The sequence below is a fragment of the Mesorhizobium sp. genome, from assembly GCF_004962925.1.
Lineage (GTDB): Bacteria > Pseudomonadota > Alphaproteobacteria > Rhizobiales > Rhizobiaceae > Mesorhizobium.
In genome coordinates, this window is sequence record NZ_SUEO01000017.1 from 13663 (window position 1) to 33587 (window position 19925).

The 19925-nt window shown below is 62.3% G+C and carries 13 protein-coding genes and 2 pseudogenes; 10 read left to right on the forward strand and 5 right to left on the reverse strand.

Going from position 1 to position 19925, the window contains the following annotated elements; translation table 11 throughout:
- Positions 1-335 (forward strand): inositol monophosphatase family protein (locus E5W87_RS06295; protein ID WP_292395049.1); only part of this gene is annotated, 335 nt, incomplete at its 5' end.
- Positions 336-399: 64 nt separating this feature from the next.
- Here E5W87_RS06295 and E5W87_RS06300 read toward each other — a convergent pair.
- The 5 genes and pseudogenes from E5W87_RS06300 to E5W87_RS06320 all read right to left on the reverse strand — a co-directional run bounded on the left by E5W87_RS06300 (position 400) and on the right by E5W87_RS06320 (position 5840).
- Positions 400-1944, reverse strand: coding sequence for a Fic family protein (locus tag E5W87_RS06300; RefSeq protein WP_292395051.1), 1545 nt, complete (start codon positions 1942-1944; stop codon positions 400-402).
- A 194-nt stretch (positions 1945-2138) separates the two neighbouring features.
- Entirely contained in the window at positions 2139-3281 is a 1143-nt protein-coding gene (locus tag E5W87_RS06305) for a DegT/DnrJ/EryC1/StrS aminotransferase family protein (RefSeq protein WP_292395053.1), read from the reverse strand.
- A 246-nt stretch (positions 3282-3527) separates the two neighbouring features.
- Positions 3528-4451, reverse strand: a complete 924-nt coding sequence (locus tag E5W87_RS06310) for a carbohydrate kinase (RefSeq protein WP_292395055.1) — start codon at positions 4449-4451, stop codon at positions 3528-3530.
- Positions 4448-4591 (reverse strand): annotated as a pseudogene (locus E5W87_RS06315) (RbsD/FucU domain-containing protein); the annotation flags it as partial. The pseudogene E5W87_RS06315 and the gene E5W87_RS06310, both read right to left, overlap by 4 nt.
- A 22-nt stretch (positions 4592-4613) precedes the next feature.
- Positions 4614-5840, reverse strand: coding sequence for an ROK family transcriptional regulator (locus E5W87_RS06320; protein ID WP_292395057.1), 1227 nt, complete (start codon positions 5838-5840; stop codon positions 4614-4616).
- 272 nt (positions 5841-6112) lie between these two features.
- On the opposite strand from E5W87_RS06320, the gene E5W87_RS06325 reads away from it, so the two are divergent.
- From E5W87_RS06325 to E5W87_RS06365, 9 genes and pseudogenes are all read left to right on the forward strand, one after another.
- Complete coding sequence (locus tag E5W87_RS06325) at positions 6113-7090, forward strand: sugar ABC transporter substrate-binding protein (protein ID WP_292395094.1); 978 nt, start codon at positions 6113-6115, stop codon at positions 7088-7090.
- A gap of 155 nt (positions 7091-7245) precedes the next feature.
- The gene (locus tag E5W87_RS06330) at positions 7246-8310 is read left to right on the forward strand and encodes an ABC transporter permease (protein WP_292395059.1); all 1065 of its coding nucleotides are present in this window, start codon (positions 7246-7248) and stop codon (positions 8308-8310) included.
- A 2-nt stretch (positions 8311-8312) separates the two neighbouring features.
- Positions 8313-9095: an ATP-binding cassette domain-containing protein gene (locus E5W87_RS06335; protein WP_292395061.1), complete on the forward strand. Its 783-nt coding sequence runs from the start codon at positions 8313-8315 to the stop codon at positions 9093-9095.
- A gap of 219 nt (positions 9096-9314) precedes the next feature.
- The gene (locus E5W87_RS06340; protein WP_292395063.1) at positions 9315-11777 is read left to right on the forward strand and encodes a glycogen/starch/alpha-glucan phosphorylase; all 2463 of its coding nucleotides are present in this window, start codon (positions 9315-9317) and stop codon (positions 11775-11777) included.
- Positions 11778-11830: 53 nt separating this feature from the next.
- The gene (glgB, locus tag E5W87_RS06345; protein WP_292395065.1) at positions 11831-14044 is read left to right on the forward strand and encodes a 1,4-alpha-glucan branching protein GlgB; all 2214 of its coding nucleotides are present in this window, start codon (positions 11831-11833) and stop codon (positions 14042-14044) included.
- A gap of 34 nt (positions 14045-14078) precedes the next feature.
- Positions 14079-15344: a glucose-1-phosphate adenylyltransferase gene (gene glgC, locus E5W87_RS06350; protein ID WP_292395067.1), complete on the forward strand. Its 1266-nt coding sequence runs from the start codon at positions 14079-14081 to the stop codon at positions 15342-15344.
- Positions 15345-15347: 3 nt separating this feature from the next.
- Positions 15348-16793: a glycogen synthase GlgA gene (glgA, locus tag E5W87_RS06355; RefSeq protein ID WP_292395069.1), complete on the forward strand. Its 1446-nt coding sequence runs from the start codon at positions 15348-15350 to the stop codon at positions 16791-16793.
- Positions 16794-16796: 3 nt separating this feature from the next.
- A complete protein-coding gene (locus E5W87_RS06360; protein WP_292395071.1) occupies positions 16797-18425 on the forward strand; it encodes an alpha-D-glucose phosphate-specific phosphoglucomutase in 1629 nt (542 codons plus the stop codon).
- A pseudogene (locus tag E5W87_RS06365) lies at positions 18425-19925 on the forward strand (glycogen-debranching protein); the annotation flags it as partial. The gene E5W87_RS06360 and the pseudogene E5W87_RS06365, both read left to right, overlap by 1 nt.

Here is a 19925-nt window from a genome sequence, read left to right on the forward strand (position 1 = left end):
GTGTCGCGCCACTGACCATCGTCGCCAGCCGGTCCCACAATACGCCGGAGACCGAAGCCTATATCCGCACGATGGGGGCTGCCGAGATCGTCTCGGTCGGCTCGTCGCTGAAATTCTGTCTTGTCGCCGGCGCCGAGGCCGATGTCTATCCGCGCTTCGGCCGCACCATGGAATGGGACACCGCGGCCGGCGACGCGGTGCTGCGCGCCGCCGGCGGCATGACGCGCGCCCTTGACGGCAAACCGCTGGCCTACGGTAAGCGCAACCAGAGTGATGACGAGGACTTCGCCAATCCGCATTTCATCGCCAGTGGCAAGGCAGTCGGGCTAATCTGACGATTGTAGCGTCGCTGGCCCTGCAATGGGCAGGCCGCTTCCTCAAAAGCTTCGGCAGCAGGATCTATTCGGAGCCGAAGGTCTGCTGGTAGATCGCCTCGATCCGTTCTGCTTCGCCATCCGTCAGCGCGGCGAATTCCTTTTCGCGGGCGCGGTTCGAAAAGCGGCCGCCGTTCTGGTGAAGGAAGCGGAAGAGCAGATCGGTCAGGAGTTCAGGCATGTCGATGAAAGTGTCGACCTGCCGGCGGAACTGATCGTAGCGACGCAGGAAAGCGGTTTCATCAGGAAGATCCTGCTCGATCGTTCTCCGAACGCAGGCGTAGAGGAATTCGGCGTGGGGCGTTGCGTCGAAGAAGCGATAGAAATCTCCGGTGTCGTTCAGAACGCGGACATTGAATTGGGGCGTGGGTTCCCACTCGATCAGCGGTAGCAGGCGCTGCGAATAACTCTCAAGCACCCGCCGGTACTGGTTGATCTGCTCCAGAATCGCAGCCGAAACGGGGAACACGACCCCGGGCGGATTGAAGCCGCGCGCTGCAAGCACGTGATGGATCAGGTAGCGGTGAATGCGGCCGTTTCCATCTTCGAACGGGTGGATATAGACAAAGCCGAAGGCGAGGATCGCTGCAGCGATCACCGCATCGAGTCCCTGCGCGCGGTTGCGGTCGAAAGCAACCATTCCATCGATCAGCGACGCCAAGTCCTCGGGCCGGGCGCTGATATGATCAGGTAGCGGCATGCGGTTGTCACGGTCATGCTCGCCGACGAAGCCGCCCTCTTGCCGGAAGCCAAGCTTCACAAATCGGGCATCTGCCAGAACAATTCTCTGCAGGCGCAACAACTCATCGCGATCGATCGGCTGACGGCCGGCCTCACCGATGGCGCGGCCCCAGCGCTGGATGCGGTCCTGCGGCGGCCGCACACCCTCGATTGCGTAGCTCGATCGCGAATCTTTGAGCAAAAGAAAGGCGGCTGTCCGCGCAAGGAGGTCGCGCGGCACGTCCGCGATGATCGCCCGCGCGCGCTGCGGAAGGCTGAGAACGACGAATTCCTCGAGGATCTTGGTACGGAACACCAGCGGACAGAAATCCGCCGTGCCGGGCAGGTTGTCCTTCACGCGGTAGCGCGGAGCAGTTTGCTCCTGTGCTGCCCATTGCAGGTCTGGGTCGACAACCGGAGCGTAGCGTCCAGCGTTCGCGTCAGGCAAATCAAGTCGCGACTTAGTCAGCCATTCATACAGAAACCAGATGCGGCGGGCGTAGCTGCCGGTCGGGCTTTCACGGACGAGCGCTTCGATCGGTGCCGGGCCAGTCGCTTGGAACAGCCGCTTCAAGACCGCAAGATCGAGACCTTCGTACTTGAGCGCGAAGGTCAGGTGCCCTTCAAGCGTCGGATGCGGCGCGTGCCGGGGCGTCATGATGCGCCAGCCGTCCCGCTCAATGAGGCGGTGATGTTCGCCGGTGGCAGATAGCGTACGGGGCAACGGCACGGGGAGCTTGTACGCATCGATCAAGGCACTGTAGCCGGCCGGTGTCGCCTTCTCAGGAAGGCGGGTTTCCCGAAAAACGGTAACAGCGTATGAGAATTGATGCTGATCCGGGATGTTCATGAATTTTGTATTTGACCAGAGCGCACGCCTTCTGAAAAACGATGCAATCACATGAAAAATGATTCTGCAAGATAAATTGGATGAAAAAGTGATCTCGAAGGCGCCATGCGGTCAGCAGGCCGTTTTGGATTTTCTTGTGCGTCGGTAGCGATGAGCGTCCTACCGACCGTATAGTTTAGGTGGCGATCTACAGACTACGCCGCGGCGGTATGCGCCGAATTCGAACCGATATAGTTGCGGATCGTCTCGATGATCCGGTTCTGATCGGCCTCGCTCAGATAGGGGTGCATTGGCAGGCAGAGAATCCGCTTTGGCAGGTCCTCCGAGATGGCCAGGCCGGTCGGTGAGCGCGGATAGTCGCGATAAGCGACCTGGGCATGCAGCGGCTTCACGTAATAGATAACCGAGGGGATGCCCTTTTCGCCGAGATGCGCCTTGAGCCCGTCGCGCTTCGGCGTCTCGATGGCATACTGCGCCCAGGCCGAACGACCGCCGTCCAGGTTGCGCGCCGCCTTGACGATATCGCCGAGGCCTTCGGCATAACGATTTGCAACCGCTTGCCGGGCCACCATCTCGTCTTCGAGAATGGCCAGCTTCTCGATTAGGATCGCCGCCTGCAATGTGTCGAGCCGCGAATTGATGCCGACGCGGACGTTGTCATATTGGGTTTCGCCCTTGCCGTGGAAGGCGAATGAGCGGAGCTGTTCGGCCAGCGCATCGTCATTGGTGAACATCGCGCCGCCGTCGCCATAGCAGCCGAGCGGCTTTGCCGGGTAGAAGCTGGTCGAGCCGACCGCGCCGAACGAACCGCACATCTTACCGTCGATCGAGCCGCCCATCGACTGGGCAGCATCCTCGATAACCATCAGCCCTTCGCGGTTGGCGATCGCCATGATCGCCTCGTAGTCGGCGGCAAGCCCGAACAGGTCGACAGGGATGATCGCCCTTGGCTTCAGCCGGCCTTCCTCCTTGATCATGGCGATGGCAGCCTCGAGGCTGGCGATGTCGATGTTGTAGGTATTGGGATCGACGTCGACGAAAACCGGCTCGGCCTTGGCCAGCGCCACCACTTCCGCCGTGGCGGCGAAGGTGAAGCTCGGCACGAACACCGCATCGCCGGGGCCGATGCTGGCCGCAAAAAGCGGCAACAGCAGCGCGTCGGTGCCGTTGGCGCAGGCGACGACATGCTTGGTGCCGATATAGGCGGCGAGCTTATTTTCGAATTCGGTGACCTCAGGTCCCAGAATATAGCGTCCCTCATCGACGACGCGGTCGATTGCTACTTTCAGCCTGTCGCGGATTCGTTCGCGCTGTGCGCCAAGATCGATGAATTGCATGTCGGCCTCAAAACGGTACTAGCCAGATAACCGGCCGCTGGTATCAGAGTTGCGCCAGCCGAGAAAGCTACACGAACCAAACCGCGAATTGCTCAAGTGTCGCAGCCTGTTACATCTGATTTCCGAGGTGCCCTTTGAAGATGCCGGAAATCCGGGCTTCATCAGGCATCAGTTGGTCTTCATATCGCGTCGCGTCCGGCCGGCGAAACATAAAGTGATCGCCAAACCGGGTGCATCGCCGTCCAATCAGGTGATTTCGTGCCGCCATGGCGGATTGGCGCCAGCTCGCGACACGGTTACCGCCGCAGCCTTGGCGCCGAGCGTCAGCGCCTTGTGGATGGCGTCTTGCGGCAGATTGGCAATCGCCTCCTTCGAGAGCAGGCCTTGCTCGTGCAAGGAGGCCAGGATGCCGGCGTTGAACGTGTCGCCGGCGCCGACCGTATCGACCACCTCGACCTTGTCCGGCACGACCGTGACCTTGTGATCCCTGGTGTAGCCGGCAGCGCCTTCGCTGCCATGGGTGACGACGATCAGTGTTGGGCCACGATCCAGCCAGTTGCGGACGACGTCTTCGTGCGAGCCGGCTTCGCCGAACCAGTTGAGGTCCTCATCCGACAGTTTCACGATGTCGGCCATCGCCATCATCGAGCGGATGCGCCGGAGATGCTTGGCCTTGTCAGGGATGAAATTGGGCCGAATGTTGGGATCGAGCATCATGACGCGGCGCTTATGCTCTCTCCGCATGAATTCCTCGTAGGCCGATCCGGCCGGCTCCGAGATCAGGCTGATAGCGCCGAACAGCATGGCTTCGATCTCGCTGCCGAGTTTCGGCAGATCGTCGACGGTCAGCATGCGTCCAGCTGTGTTTTCATCATAGAACGTGTAGGTCGCCTGGCCGTTGTCCAGCCGCACGAAGGCAAGCGTGGTCGGCCGGGGAGATGTGTGCGCATAGGTGGAACTGACTTTGCTCTCTCCCAGTGCGTCCCTGAACTGGCCGCCGAACAGATCCGACGACAGGCCGGAAAAGAAACCGGCGGGTGCTCCCAGCCGGCCGAGCGCAATAGCGGTGTTGAACACCGCGCCGCCGACATAGGGGGCAAAGGCCGGCTCGCCCTCCGTCGTGGTACGCGGCAGCATGTCGATCAGGGCTTCGCCGCAACAGAGGATCATGATTTGCTGTTCTCCGGCGGATAGCTCACACCCTTGCGGATGATAATGTTGGCGTAGAGCCGCGGCTCGTTTGTCGCGACGATCGCATGCGCGGACCTGACCCGTAGATAGAAGTCGGCGCCGGCAAGCGCAACCACCTTGCAACCATTCCGATCAGCAAACTCAGGCACTCCTGGAAATCGTCGTCGAGCCGATAAGGAAGCGCTCGGAAAGCGGCAGGCTGGCGCCGCCCAGCGCACGTGCATGAATACCAACAGTTCCCTCGCGAACGGTTGGGAGCTTCAGGCCTTCGCCGTCGATGTTGCCGATGGCTTCGACAACGGCATCGACGAGCCGGCGCCGCACGGCCTTCGGCATCCATCCGTCGATCACCGCTGCCTCGAAATCGATAACCGAGGACGCCGCCACAATGGCATAGGCGAGCGCTTGCGAGGAGCAAGCGATCCAGTCGTCGAGCTCGACGCCGATCTCGCCCCAATCCTCCGGTGACGTCCATAGATGCGAGGCCTCGACACCTCGCGCGTTGAGCGCCTTTTCCAGCATGGCGATCGACGCCACGCCGATCAATTGGGTCGGCTTGCCGTCCGGTCCGGGCACCGGCATCGAACCCAGCGCGCCGGCATTGCCGGTCGGCCCACCAAAAAGGTGACCGTTCAGCACGATGCCGCCACCGGCAAAGGCACCGATATAGAAATAGACGAAGTCGCGCGCCGCACCCGCCTTGCCGAACACCAGTTCGGCGCCGCAAGCCGAGGTGGCATCATTTTGCAGATAGACCGGGAATTCGCACTGCGCCTGGATGTCGGCGCGGATGTCGCGGTGGCGCCATTCGTCCATGACGTCGTGCGGGGCGCCCGCCGTATCGGCCCAGTTCCACAGTTCGAACGGCATGGCGATGCCGAGCCCGGCAATGCGCTTGTCCTGCGCCGGGGTGAGCTCACCGCGCATCGTCTTCATCCCGGAGGTGACAAATTCGACCGTCTCGCGCGGTGCCGGATAGCGGTAGGAATGCTGCAGCATCGCACGCACATTGCCGAGAAAGTCGATCAGCACGAGTTCGGCGCTGCGACGGCCGATCTTCAAGCCGATGAAATAGGTGCCATCGGGATTGAGCGCCATCGGAATGGAGGGTTGCCCGATCTTGCCGCGCAACGGCGCCTGGCGGACAAGGAGCTTGTCCACCTCGAGCTCACGCATGATGACCGAAACCGTCTGGGCCGAAAGTCCGGTCATGCGCGCAATGTCGGACTTGGCCAGGCTGCCGTGCTGACGCACCAGCGACAGCACCAGCCGCTCATTGTGGTCTCGCATGCCACTCTGGTTGGTGCCGCGATGAATGCGGCTTTCGGCTGCCTCGGGCGAACCGTGCCTGGTAATGCCGGTCTCCACCCCTGTTCCTCCCGTCGTTTCCCCGCAACGCTTTTGGGCCAGAATGGGTGAACGATGCACTGCTGTCAATAATAAATAAGAGTGATTTAATTATTGACAGAAACCTCGGCCTGGTGTTCTGTTGGGCCAGGCGTCCACGCCGGGAGAAGTCGTCTGGATGCTTGTGCAGATGCCGGTTGGCCGGCATCCGAAATGGTTCCACTGGGAGGAAAATCGTGACCAAGACAGCACTATTGAAGTCCACCGTTTTTGCCGCGGCCGGACTGGGTCTGATGGCGTTCACCTCGGCGGCGTCCGCTGCCGATGTCAGCGCCTGCCTGATCACCAAGACCGACACCAACCCGTTCTTCGTCAAGATGAAGGAAGGCGCGGCCGCCAAGGCCAAGGAACTCGGCGTCGAGCTTAAAGCCTACGCCGGCAAGATCGACGGCGATAGCGAGAGCCAGGTGGCGGCGATCGAAAGCTGCATCGCTGACGGCGCCAAGGGCATCCTGATCACCGCATCCGACACCAAGGGCATCGTCCCGGCGGTGAAGAAGGCACGTGACGCCGGTCTGCTGGTGATCGCGCTGGACACGCCGCTTGATCCGCTCGACGCCGCCGACGCGACCTTCGCGACCGACAATCTGGAGGCCGGCAAGCTGATCGGCGCATGGGCCGCCGCGACGCTCGGCGACAAGGCCAAGGACGCCAAGATCGGCTTTCTCGACCTGACCCCCTCGCAGCCGACGGTCGACGTGTTGCGCGATCAAGGCTTCATGATGGGCTACGGCATCGACGTAAAGGATCCCAACAAGATCGGCGATGAGGACGATGCACGCATCGTCGGCCACGATGTCACGAATGGCAACGAGGAAGGCGGCCGCAAGGCGATGGAGAACCTTCTCCAGAAGGATCCTGGCATCAATGTCATCCATACCATCAATGAGCCGGCAGCCGTCGGCGCCTACCAGGCGCTTAAGGCCGTGGGCCTTGAAGGCAATGTGCTGATCGTCTCGGTTGACGGCGGCTGCCCCGGCGTGAAGTCGGTCGCCGAGGGCGTGATCGGGGCGACCTCGCAGCAATATCCGCTCCAGATGGCGGCACTCGGCATCGAAGCGATCGCGGCTTTCGCCAAGGATGGGACGAAGCCCAAGCCGACCGAAGGAAAGGATTTCTTCGATACGGGCGTCAACCTCGTGACCGACAAGCCCGCGGACGGCGTGAAGTCCATCGACACCAAGGAAGGCCTCGCCAAGTGCTGGGGCTGATGCCGGTCTGACAGGCTAAAGAACCGATCGGCCGGGGGGCTTGATCCCCGGCCGCTCCGGGCGGACGATGCGCTATCGCAAGCGCGAATAAATCCGGCGGCAGATCGGGAATGGTGGACGGGCGTCGGCGTGGCTGAAGCCCCATGGGAGGAAACATGGCTCAGGTTCAGGAATACGAGAAGGCTCTCTCGAACAGCGAGACAAGCGTTGCTGCTTTTGACGAGCACGGCACGTCGGTCGTCAAGCGCATCCAGCATTTCCTGCATTCCACTCCGGCTGCGGTGCCGCTGATTGTGCTGGTTCTGGCGATCGCTGTTTTCGGCGTCACCATCGGAGGGCGGTTCTTTTCGTCCTACACGCTGACGCTGATCCTGCAGCAGATCGCCATCGTCGGTATTCTCGGGGCCGCGCAGACGCTGGTCATCCTTACAGCCGGCATCGACCTGTCAATCGGCGTGATCATGGTGATCTCGGCCGTGATCATGGGCAATTGCGCGGTCACCTATGGCTTGCCGACCTTGCTTGCGGTGGTGATCGGGCTTGCCGCCGGCGGGGCCTGCGGGCTGCTCAATGGGCTGCTGGTCGCCTACATGAAGCTGCCGCCCTTCATCGTCACGCTCGGCACCTGGAACATCGTCATGGCCACGAACTTCATCTATTCGGCCAATGAGACGATCCGCGACGCCGACGTCGACGTCCAGGCGCCGCTGCTCCATCTGTTTGGCCTGAACTTCAAGATCGGCACAGCGGTGCTGACAATCGGCGTCATTGCCATGGTCGTGCTGGTGCTGATCCTGTGGTACGTGCTCAATCACACGGCATGGGGCCGTCATGTCTACGCCGTCGGCGACGATCCTGAGGCGGCCAAGCTGTCGGGTATCCAGACCAAGAAGGTGCTGATCTCGGTCTACACCCTTGCCGGGCTGATCGCAGCTTTCGCTGCCTGGGTCTCCATCGGCCGCAACGGCTCGATCTCGCCGTCCGCCGCCGTCACCGACTACAATTTGCAGGCGATAACCGCGACGGTGATCGGCGGCATTTCCCTCTTCGGCGGACGCGGCTCGATTCTGGGCACGCTGTTCGGCGCGATGATCGTCGGCGTCGTTTCGATGGGCCTCAACATGCTGGGCGCCGATCCGCAATGGAAAGTGCTGCTCACCGGTGTGCTGATCATCGGCGCCGTGGCGATCGACCAGTGGATCAGAAAGGTTTCGGTGTAACCATGACCCAGGAGCCCATCCTCACCGCGCGCGGCCTCGTCAAGCGCTATGGCCGCGTCACCGCGCTGAACAACTGCGACTTCGATCTCTATCCGGGAGAAATCCTGGCCGTGATCGGCGACAACGGCGCAGGCAAATCGACGCTCATCAAGGCGATCTCTGGCGCCGTGATTCCGGACGAGGGGATCATCGAGTTGGACCGCAAGCAGGTGCTCTTCAAGTCGCCTATCGAAGCCCGTGAAGCCGGTATCGAAACCGTCTACCAGAACCTGGCGCTGTCGCCGGCGCTGTCGATCGCCGACAACATGTTCCTCGGGCGCGAGATCCGCAAACAGGGTTTTCTGGGCGATTGGCTGCGCATGCTCGACCGGCCGGCAATGGAAAAGCGCGCCCGCGACAAGCTCACCGAACTTGGCCTGATGACCATCCAGAACATCAGCCAGGCCGTGGAAACGCTCTCGGGCGGCCAACGCCAGGGCGTGGCGGTGGCGCGCGCCGCCGCCTTCGGCTCGAAGATGGTCATCATGGATGAGCCGACAGCGGCGTTAGGCGTCAAGGAGAGCCGCCGCGTGCTCGAACTGATCCTCGACGTGAAGAAGCGCGGCCTGCCGATCGTGCTGATCTCGCACAACATGCCGCATGTCTTTGAGGTGGCCGACCGCATTCACATCCATCGGCTGGGCCGTCGCCTCTGTGTCATCGATCCCAAGCAATATACGATGTCCGACGCCGTCGCCTTCATGACCGGAGCGAAGCTTCCACCGGAGGCGGCGCTGGCGGCCTGATGCATGTCGCCCGAAAGTGCGCAGCGGTTTTGGGATAACGACATGCACGCATCGCTGAAGCCGCCCATACGCGACGCGCTCCAAGTTGCTAAAACTGCCGCAGGGTAAGCTGCCCCGCGGCAATCTAACTCGATTGAACGTACAACAAAATATGCGCTAGCATGGGCTGGGAGGAATGGTGAAAGCCAGTATGATCATGGCAACCGCACGAGAGGCGACATGACGCACGCGATGGCATCCAAAGCTCCCATTCTTGAAACCCCAGATCCCAAGACGCTCGCTGACGAAGTCCTCAAGGCCCTCAAATACAGGGTCGGCAAGGGCACCGCAGTCGCCACGCAATACGACTGGCTCACCGCTTCGATCAAAGTCGTGCGCGATCGCATCGTCGATCACTGGATGCAGGCGACGCAAGAGGCCTATGCCCAGCAGGAAAAGCGCGTCTACTATTTGTCGCTGGAATTTCTCATTGGCCGCCTGATGCGCGATGCCTTCTCCAATCTCGGCCTGATGGACAATATGCGCGAGGCGCTACGGTCTCTCGGCGTCGACCTCGACCTCATCGCGGCCCTCGAGCCGGACGCAGCGCTTGGCAATGGCGGTCTCGGTCGGCTCGCCGCCTGCTTCATGGAAAGCATGGCAACCGTCGACATCCCCGCGCATGGCTATGGCATTCGCTACGCCAACGGCATGTTTCGTCAGGAAATCCATGACGGCTGGCAGGTCGAGCTGCCCGAGACCTGGCTCGATCACGGCAACCCCTGGGAGTTCGAACGGCGCGAACGCTCCTTCGAGGTCGGTTTCGGCGGCGCGGTTGAATCGATCACCTCGAAGGACGGCAGGCTTGAGCGCCATGTCTGGAAGCCGATCGAACATGTTCTGGCGGTTGCCTACGATACGCCGGTGGTCGGTTGGCGGGCCAACCGCGTCAACACGCTGCGGCTCTGGTCCGGCATGCCGATCGATCCGATCCTGCTTGATAAATTCAACGCCGGCGACCACATCGGTGCGCTCGCCGAAAGCAACAAGGCCGATGCCTTGTCGCGCGTTCTTTACCCCGCCGATTCCCACAAGGCCGGTCAGGAGCTGCGGCTAAGACAGGAGTATTTCTTCTCGACCGCCTCGCTGCAGGACATCATCCAGCGTCATCTCAGCCAGTATGGCGACCTGCAGTCGCTGCCCGACAAGGCGGCGATCCATCTGAACGACACTCATCCGGCCATCGCGGTGCCCGAGTTGATGCGCCTGCTGATGGACGTCCATGGCATGGACTTCGACCAGGCCTGGAGCATCACCAAGCGCACTTTCGGCTATACCAACCACACGCTGCTTCCCGAGGCGCTCGAAAGCTGGCCGGTGCCGCTGTTCGAGCGGCTTTTGCCGCGCCATATGCAAATCGTCTACGCCATCAACGCTGAAGTGCTGTTGGAGGCGCGCGCCTCCGACCAGTTCTCGGATGAGCAGATCGGTCGCATCTCGCTGATCCAGGAAAACGGCGACCGCCGGGTGCGCATGGGCAATCTGGCCTTTGTCGGCTCGCACTCGATCAACGGCGTCTCTGCCCTTCACACCGAGCTGATGAAGGAAACGGTGTTTGCCGACCTTCACAAGCTTTACCCAGACCGCATCAACAACAAGACCAACGGCATCACGCCGCGGCGCTGGCTGATCCAGTGCAATCCCGGTCTTACCGCGCTCACCCGCGAGGCGATCGGCGATCGCTTCCTCGACGACATCGACGCGATCAAGGAGCTCGATGCCTTTGCCGACGACGCCGCCTTCCGCGACAAGTTCGCGGCCGTCAAGCGGGCGAACAAGGTCAGGCTGGCCAATCTCGTCGCCGACCGCCTCGGCATCAAGGTCGATCCCTCGGCGCTGTTCGACATCCAGATCAAGCGCATCCACGAATACAAGCGCCAGCTCCTGAACATCCTCGAAGCGATTGCGCTCTACGACCAGATCCGCTCCCATCCGGAGCGCGACTGGATGCCCCGCGTCAAGTTCTTCGGCGGCAAGGCGGCGCCCAGCTATCACAACGCCAAGCTGATCATCAAACTCGCCAACGACGTCGCCAAGGTCATCAATCGCGACCCGGCCGTTCGCGGCTTGCTGAAAGTGGTGTTCGTGCCGAACTACAATGTCAGCCTGGCCGAGATCATGATGCCGGCCGCCGACCTTTCGGAGCAGATCTCGACCGCCGGCATGGAAGCCTCCGGCACCGGCAATATGAAATTCGCGCTGAACGGTGCGCTGACCATCGGCACGCTGGACGGCGCCAATGTCGAGATCAAGGAGTGCGTCGGCGACGACAACATCTTCATCTTCGGCCTGACCACCGCTGAGGTCGCCGAGCGGCGCAGCAACGGCTACGATCCGCGATCGGTAATCGAAGCCTCTTCCGAACTGGCGCAGGCGGTGGCTGCCGTTTCGTCGGGCGTCTTTTCGCCTGACGATCCGGAACGCTATCGCGACCTGATGAACGGCCTCTATCAGAGCGACTGGTTCATGGTCGCGGCGGATTTCGATGCCTACGCCGCCACCCAGCGCGACGTCGACGCCGTCTGGCGCAACAGCCCGGATTGGTACGCCAAGGCAATCCGCAATGTCGCCCGCGTCGGCTGGTTCTCGTCCGACCGCACGATCCGCCAATATGCGAAAGAAATCTGGAACGTGCCCGTCTGATATGATTGCATGAGGCCACGAACAACGTGGTCCCCGGGGAGGGTCACTGCCTGATGAGGAAGCCGCGCGCGACCGCTGCGACAAGCGGGCCGGATGGACTGGCGTCAGCTGGTGATGTCGCGGCGATTGTCGCCGGCACGCATGGTGACCCTTTCGGTGTCCTCGGTGTGCACGAGGTTGACAAGGGCTTCGTCGCCCGCTGCTTCGTCCCTCATGCCGAGTTCGTCACTGCCTATACGCTGACCGGCAAGAAAGCGGGCGACCTCTCCAGGCGGGACGAAGGCGGCTTCTTCGAAGGCAGGCTGTCGCTCAAAAAGCGCCAGCCTCTGCGCTACCATGCGCGCAATGCCGGCGGCGACTGGTGGCTGACCGATCCCTATTCGTTCGGTCCGGTGCTCGGTCCGCTGGACGACTATTACATCGCCGAGGGTTCGCATCTGAGGCTGTTCGACAAGCTCGGTGCGCATCTCATCGACCACGAGGGTGCGTCCGGCGTGCATTTCGCCGTCTGGGCGCCCAACGCAAGGCGCGTTTCGGTGGTCGGCGACTTCAACGAATGGGACGGCCGCAGGCATACGATGCGCGTCCGCCGCGACACCGGCATCTGGGAGTTGTTCATTCCCGACATCGGCGCCGGCCGGCCCTACAAATACGAGATCATCGGGCCCGATGGCGTGAGGCTGCCGCTGAAGGCTGACCCGTTTGCCTTCAGATCCGAACTGCGCCCGGCCACCGCTTCGGTGACGGCGCTTCCGCCGGCGCATCAATGGGGTGACGAGGCGCACCGCAATTTCTGGCGCAACACCGACCCCAGGCGCGAGGCGGTGTCGATCTATGAGGTCCATGCCGGCTCTTGGCAGCTTCACGACGACGGCAGCTTCCTGTCGTGGGACGAACTCGCCGATAGGCTGATCCCCTACGTCGTCGACACGGGTTTCACCCATATCGAATTCATGCCGATCTCCGAACATCCCTATGACCCGTCCTGGGGCTACCAGACGACAGGCCTCTACGCTCCGTCGGCCCGTTTCGGAGATCCGGACGGCTTTGCCCGTTTCGTCGACGGTGCCCACCGCGCCGGCATCGGCGTCATCCTCGACTGGGTGCCGGCACATTTCCCGGTGGACGCGCATGGCCTGGCCAATTTCGACGGCACCGCGCTCTATGAGCATGCCGACCCGCGCAAGGGCTTCCATCCAGACTGGAACACCGCGATCTACAATTTCGGCCGGCGCGAGGTGGTCTCGTTCCTTGTCAACAATGCGCTGTTTTGGGCCGAGAAATACCACGTCGACGGTTTGCGCGTCGATGCCGTCGCCTCGATGCTCTACCTCGATTATTCACGCAAGGCCGGCGAATGGATTCCCAACGAAAAGGGCGGGCGCGAGAACCTCGAGGCGGTCAGCTTCCTCCAGAGGATGAACAAGGAGGTCTATGGCCATCATCCGGGAGTGATGACGATTGCCGAGGAATCGACCTCATGGCCGAAGGTTTCGCAGCCGGTGCATGAGGGCGGACTGGGTTTCGGCTTCAAGTGGAACATGGGCTTCATGCACGACACGCTGGAGTATTTTTCCAAGGAGCCGATTTTTCGCAAGCATCACCACAACGATATCACCTTCGGCTTGGTCTACGCCTTCTCCGAGAATTTCGTGCTGCCGCTCTCCCATGACGAGGTCGTGCACGGCAAGGGTACGCTGCTCGGCAAGATGGCCGGCGACGACTGGCAGAAATTCGCGACGCTGCGCGCCTACTACGCCTTCATGTGGGGCTACCCCGGCAAGAAGCTGTTGTTCATGGGACAGGAATTCGCCCAGCGCCGCGAATGGAGCGAGGCGCGCGCGCTCGACTGGAACCTGCTCGATTTCCGGCTTCACCGTGGCGTCCGGCAAACGGTGCGCGATCTCAACTACCTTTACCGTTCGCGCCCGGCGCTGCATGCACGCGACTGCGAGCCGGAGGGCTTTTCCTGGCTGATCGTCGACGACAGCGCGAACTCCGTCTTTGCCTGGCTGCGCAGTGCGCCGGGCGGAAATCCGGTCGCCGTCATCTCCAATTTCACGCCCGTGCCGCGCGACAATTATCGCGTGCCGTTGCCGACTGCGGGAAAATGGCGCGAGATCATCAACACGGACGCCTCCGACTATGGCGGCTCCGGCAAGGGCAACGGCGGCGCCGTCGAGGCTCGGGCGGAAGGAGGAAGCATCTCGGCGACGATGCTGTTACCGCCGCTGTCGACGATCATGCTCGAATTTGCTTCGGAATGAGCGATGTCTCGCGCGAGTAACTTGGGAGGATAAAATGGCAGAGATAAAACGAACCCAGCCGCTGGCGCGCGATGCCATGGCCTATGTGCTGGCCGGCGGCCGCGGCAGCCGCCTCAGGGAGTTGACCGACCGGCGTGCCAAGCCGGCGGTCTATTTCGGCGGCAAGACGCGCATCATCGATTTCGCGCTCTCCAATGCGCTCAATTCCGGCATCCGCCGTCTCGGCGTCGCCACGCAATACAAGGCGCATTCGCTGATCCGCCACCTGCAGCGCGGCTGGAACTTCCTGCGGCCCGAGCGCAACGAGAGCTTCGACATCCTGCCGGCCAGCCAACGCGTGTCGGAAACGCAATGGTATGAGGGCACGGCCGATGCCGTGTACCAGAACATCGACATCATCGAGGCCTACGGGCCCGAATACATGGTCATCCTGGCCGGCGATCACATCTACAAGATGGACTATGAGCTGATGCTTCGCCAGCACGTCGATGCCGGTGCAGATGTCACCGTCGGCTGCCTCGAAGTGCCGCGCATGGAGGCGACCGGCTTCGGTGTCATGCATGTCGATGCCAAGGACACCATCATCTCCTTCATCGAGAAGCCCGCCGATCCGCCCGGCATTCCCGACAAGCCGGACTTCGCCCTGGCCTCGATGGGCATCTACGTGTTCAAGACCAAGTTCCTGATGGAGCAATTGCGCCGCGACGCGGCCGAACCGGGCTCAAGCCGCGACTTCGGCAAGGACATCATCCCCTATGTCGTCGAGCATGGGAAGGCGATCGCCCATCGCTTCGCCAAATCCTGCGTGCGCTCGACCGCCGAGAACGAGGCCTACTGGCGCGATGTCGGGACGGTCGACGCCTATTGGGAAGCCAATATCGACCTCACCGACATCACGCCGGAGCTCGACCTCTACGACCGCGACTGGCCGATCTGGACCTATGCCGAGCTGAAGCCGCCGGCAAAGTTCGTGCATGACGAGGATGGCCGCCGCGGCTCGGCCGTGTCGTCGCTCGTCTCGGGCGATTGCATCGTCTCGGGTGCGTCGCTGAAGCGAAGCCTGATCTTCACCGGCGCGCGCATCAATTCCTATTCGACGCTCGAGGAAGTCGTCATGCTGCCCGACTGCCATGTCGGCCGGAACGCAAGGTTGAAGCGCGTGGTCATCGATCACGGTGTAAGGATACCCGAGGGGCTCGTGGTCGGCGAGAATCCGGTTCTCGACGCCAAGCGCTTCCGCGTTTCCGAAAAGGGCATCTGCCTCGTCACGCAGGCCATGATCGACAAACTGGGGTTGTAGTGGATGCAGGTTCTGTCGGTCACGCCCGAAATATTCCCTCTGATCAAGACTGGCGGGCTTGCCGACGTGACCGGCGCGTTGCCCATCGCGCTCGCCGGCAATGGCGTGACGATGCGCACGCTCGTTCCCGGCTATCCCCAGATCATGGATGCCTTCAAGAAGAAAAAGGCCGTTCACCAATACTCGCAGCTGCAGGGCGGCAAAGCGTCGGTCCATGCCGTGCAGATTTCCGGGCTCGACCTTTTCGTGCTCGACGCGCCGCATCTATTCGATCGTCCCGGCGGTCCCTATGGCAATGCCACCGGCGCCGACTGGCCGGACAATTGGCGACGTTTCGCGGCCCTGAGCCAGGTCGGCGGCGACATCGCCGGCGGCGCCATCTCGGGGTACCAGCCGGACATCGTCCACGCCCATGACTGGCAATCGGCGATGACGCTGGCCTATATGCGCTACGGCAAGGCGGTCGGCACGCCGTCGATGATCACCGTCCACAACCTCGCTTTCCAGGGCCGGTTCGGCGCCGGCATCTTTGGCGAGCTTGGCTTGCCGGCGTCGGCCATGGCGCTCGACGGCGTCGAATATTACGGCGGCGTCGGCTTCCTCAAGGCCGGCCTGCAGGCCGCCTGGGCCATCACCACGGTCAGCCCGACATATGCCCAGGAAATCCGCTCGCCGGAATTCGGCATGGGCCTTGATGGCCTCGTCAACATGCGGTCTGTCGATCTCTATGGCATCGTCAACGGCATCGATACCGAGATATGGGACCCGGCCACCGACAAGCATCTGGTCTCCAATTACACTGCCAAGACTTTGAAGGCGCGGCACCCCAACCGGACCGCCGTCGAGGATCGTTTCGACCTCGATCGCGACGATAGTCCGATCGTGTGCGTCATCAGCCGGCTCACCTGGCAGAAGGGCATGGATATATTGGCGGCGGTCGTTGACGGGATCGTTGCGAGGGGTGCGCGCCTGGCGATCCTGGGATCTGGCGATGCCGGCCTCGAAGGTGCGCTGCTGGCCGCCGCGGCCCGCCACCGCGGTCGCATCGGCGTCGTCATCGGTTACGACGAGGGCCTTTCCCACACCATGCAGGGCGGCTGTGACGCCATCGTCATCCCGTCGCGCTTCGAGCCTTGCGGGCTGACGCAGCTTTATGGCCTGCGCTATGGCTGCGTGCCGGTCGTCGCCCGCACCGGCGGCCTCGCTGACACGATCATCGACGCCAATGAAGCGGCGGTCTCGGCCGGTGTGGCGACCGGTTTCCAATTTGCGCCCGCAGATGCCGGCGCCTTGCTCCACGCCATCCGCCGGCTGGTCGAGGCGCACGCCAACCCCACGGTCTGGACGTCGATGCAGCGGCAAGGCATGAAGGCCGACGTGTCATGGGACAAAAGCGCAGAAAAATACGTTGAACTCTATCGCTTGCTGCTTTCGAAAAGGGTTGCCTGAAACATGATACGAACCGTCGCCACCAAACCGTATCTCGACCAGAAGCCCGGCACCTCCGGGCTGCGCAAGAAGGTACCGGTGTTCCAGCAGGAGCACTATGCCGAGAACTTCATCCAGTCGATCTTCGATGCGCTGGATGGTTTCAAGGGCAAGACGCTGGTGATTGGCGGCGACGGCCGCTTCTACAACCGCGAGGTCATCCAGAAGGCTATCGCCATGGCGGCAGCAAACGGCTTCGGCAAGGTGATGGTCGGGCAGGGCGGCATCCTGTCGACGCCGGCGGCTTCGAATGTCATCCGCAAATACAAGACCTTCGGCGGCATCATCCTGTCGGCCAGCCACAATCCGGGCGGCCCGCACGAGGACTTCGGCATCAAATACAATGCCGGCAATGGCGGCCCGGCGCCGGAAAAGCTGACCGACGCGATCTTCGCCAAGACCAAGGTGATCTCCAGCTTCAAGATCGCCGACATCGAAACCGTCGACATCGACACAATCGCTACCGTCGAGGCGGGCGGCATGACGGTCGAGGTGATCGACCCGGTCGCCGATTATGCCGAGCTGATGGAAAGCCTGTTCGATTTCGATGCCTTGCGCGCGTTGTTCAAATCGGGTTTTCGCATGCGCTTCGACGCCATGCATGCCGTGACCGGTCCCTACGCCAAGGAGATCCTGGAAAACCGTCTCGGCGCGCTGAACGGCACCGCCCGTAATTTCATTCCCCTGCCGGATTTCGGCGGCCACCATCCCGATCCCAATCTGGTTCACGCCAAACACCTCTATGACGAGATGATGGGACCGGATGCGCCGGATTTCGGCGCCGCTTCCGACGGTGACGGCGACCGCAACTTGATCATCGGCAAGGGCATTTTCGTCACCCCGTCGGATTCCGTGGCCATGCTCGCCGCCAACGCCCATCTGGCGCCGGGCTACAAGGGCGGCCTGAAAGGCATCGCCCGCTCGATGCCGACCAGCGGTGCGGCCGACCGCGTCGCTGAAAAGCTCGGTATCGGCATCTATGAAACGCCGACCGGCTGGAAATTCTTCGGCAACCTTCTCGACGCCGGCATGGCGACGATCTGCGGCGAGGAAAGTGCCGGAACTGGCTCCAACCATGTCCGCGAAAAGGACGGGCTGTGGGCCGTGCTTTTGTGGCTCAATATCCTTGCTGCCCGCGGCGAAAGCGCCAAGCAGATCGTCACCGAGCACTGGGCGACCTATGGCCGCAACTACTATTCGCGCCATGACTATGAAGAGGTCGAGACCGACCGCGCCGACGCGCTGGTCGACGAATTGCGCGCCAAGCTCGCTTCGTTGCCCGGCACCAGCGTGCGCGGCATGAAGATCGCCAGCGCCGACGATTTCGCCTACCACGATCCGGTCGATGGCTCGATAGCCAAGAACCAGGGGATCAGGGTGCTGTTCGAAGGCGGATCGCGCGTCGTCTTCCGTCTGTCCGGCACCGGCACCTCGGGCGCGACGCTGCGCGTCTACATCGAGCGCTACGAGCCGGACAAGTCTCGGCACGAACTCGACACCCAGGAGGCGCTTGCCGATCTGATTGCGGCAGCCGATGATATCGCCGGGATTCGCAGCCATACCGGCCGCGTCAAACCGAGCGTCATCACCTGATGCCATCTGGAATGCCGGCCGGTTATCGGCCGCGATTTGGCGGACTTGTCGGGCAAGGCGGCATTCGTTTTGCCGCATGGTCGTCTGCGGCCAGCCGGCTCTGGGTCTCGATCTTTGACGAACGGGGAAACCGCGAAGTCGACCGACTCGAACTCCGGTCGGAAGGCGAGGGCGTTCACGCGCTTTTCGTTACCGGCCTCACTGCCGGCACCCAATACGGCTTTCGCGCCGATGGCGACTATGCGCCCGAGCAAGGGCTCTGGTTCGATCCCGACAAGTTGCTCGTCGACCCCTATGCCGTCGAGATCGACAGGCCTTATGCCTATGACGACCGGCTCGCCGCTCGCCGGGGCGAGGGGGGCGACACCGCCGCGCTGCTACCAAAGGCGATCGCCGGCGCCTTGCCAGAGCCGCTGGCTGCTTTGCCGCCGCTGTTCCGCCCCGGTGGACTGGTCTACGAAGTGCCGGTGCGAGCCTTCACCATGCTGCATCCGGACATCCCAAAGCAGCAGCGCGGCACGATTGCCGCCCTTGCCCATCCGGCCATCGTCGAGCACTTGAAAAAACTCGGAGTCGGCACGGTCGAATTGATGCCGGTGACCGCGTCGATCGACGAACGACATCTGCCGCCACTCGGGCTCCGCAACGCCTGGGGCTACAATCCCGTGACCTTCATGGCTCTCGATCCGCGCCTCGCGCCCGGCGGTCTCGCGGAATTGCGGCAGACGGTCGCCGTACTGCGTGAGGCCGGCATCGGTGTCATCCTCGACTTGGTCTTCAACCACACCGGCGAAAGCGACAGGTTTGGACCGACGCTGTCGCTGCGCGGCCTCGACAGCCGCGCCTACTACCGGCATTGGCCGGACTGCAGCTTGGTCAACGACACCGGCACCGGCAATACGGTCGCTTGCGATCATCCGGTCGTCCAGGAAATGGTCCTCGACACACTTCGTCATTTTGTCCGCCATGCCGGTGTCGACGGTTTCCGTTTCGATCTGGCGCCCATTCTTGGGCGAGTCGAGGGCGTTTTCGACACCGATGCGCCGCTGCTGAGAGCTGTTCGGAACGACCCGGATCTTGGCGACAGGGTGCTGATCGCCGAGCCTTGGGACATCGGGCCGGACGGCTATCAGCTCGGCAATTTCCCGCCGCCTTTCCTCGAGTGGAACGACAGATATCGCGACGATATCCGCCGCTTCTGGCGTGGCGATCGCGGCATGGCTGGCGACGCGGCTCGCCGGCTCGTCCGATGTCTTTGCCAAAGCGGGAGAGCGAACAAGCCGCAGCGTCAACTTCATCGCTGCGCATGACGGCATGGCGCTGGCCGATATCGTTGCCTACGAGCATAAGCATAACGAGGCCAATGGCGAGCAGAACAGAGATGGCCACAACGAGAACCTGTCGTGGAACAACGGCTTCGAAGGCGAAGCCGGCGATGGAGCCATCGCCAAGGCCCGCTTTGATGATCAATGCGCGCTGCTGGCGACGCTGTTTGCTTCG

Excerpts from the sequence above, each read along its gene's own strand:
- E5W87_RS06300 (WP_292395051.1), bottom strand. The coding sequence starts at position 1,944 with ATGAACATCCCGGATCAGCATCAATTCTCATACGCTGTTACCGTTTTT.
- E5W87_RS06305 (WP_292395053.1), bottom strand. The coding sequence starts at position 3,281 with ATGCAATTCATCGATCTTGGCGCACAGCGCGAACGAATCCGCGACAGG.
- E5W87_RS06310 (WP_292395055.1), bottom strand. The coding sequence starts at position 4,451 with ATGATCCTCTGTTGCGGCGAAGCCCTGATCGACATGCTGCCGCGTACC.
- E5W87_RS06325 (WP_292395094.1), top strand. The coding sequence starts at position 6,113 with ATGGCGTTCACCTCGGCGGCGTCCGCTGCCGATGTCAGCGCCTGCCTG.
- E5W87_RS06330 (WP_292395059.1), top strand. The coding sequence starts at position 7,246 with ATGGCTCAGGTTCAGGAATACGAGAAGGCTCTCTCGAACAGCGAGACA.
- E5W87_RS06335 (WP_292395061.1), top strand. The coding sequence starts at position 8,313 with ATGACCCAGGAGCCCATCCTCACCGCGCGCGGCCTCGTCAAGCGCTAT.
- E5W87_RS06340 (WP_292395063.1), top strand. The coding sequence starts at position 9,315 with ATGACGCACGCGATGGCATCCAAAGCTCCCATTCTTGAAACCCCAGAT.
- glgB (WP_292395065.1), top strand. The coding sequence starts at position 11,831 with ATGAGGAAGCCGCGCGCGACCGCTGCGACAAGCGGGCCGGATGGACTG.
- glgC (WP_292395067.1), top strand. The coding sequence starts at position 14,079 with ATGGCAGAGATAAAACGAACCCAGCCGCTGGCGCGCGATGCCATGGCC.
- glgA (WP_292395069.1), top strand. The coding sequence starts at position 15,348 with ATGCAGGTTCTGTCGGTCACGCCCGAAATATTCCCTCTGATCAAGACT.
- E5W87_RS06360 (WP_292395071.1), top strand. The coding sequence starts at position 16,797 with ATGATACGAACCGTCGCCACCAAACCGTATCTCGACCAGAAGCCCGGC.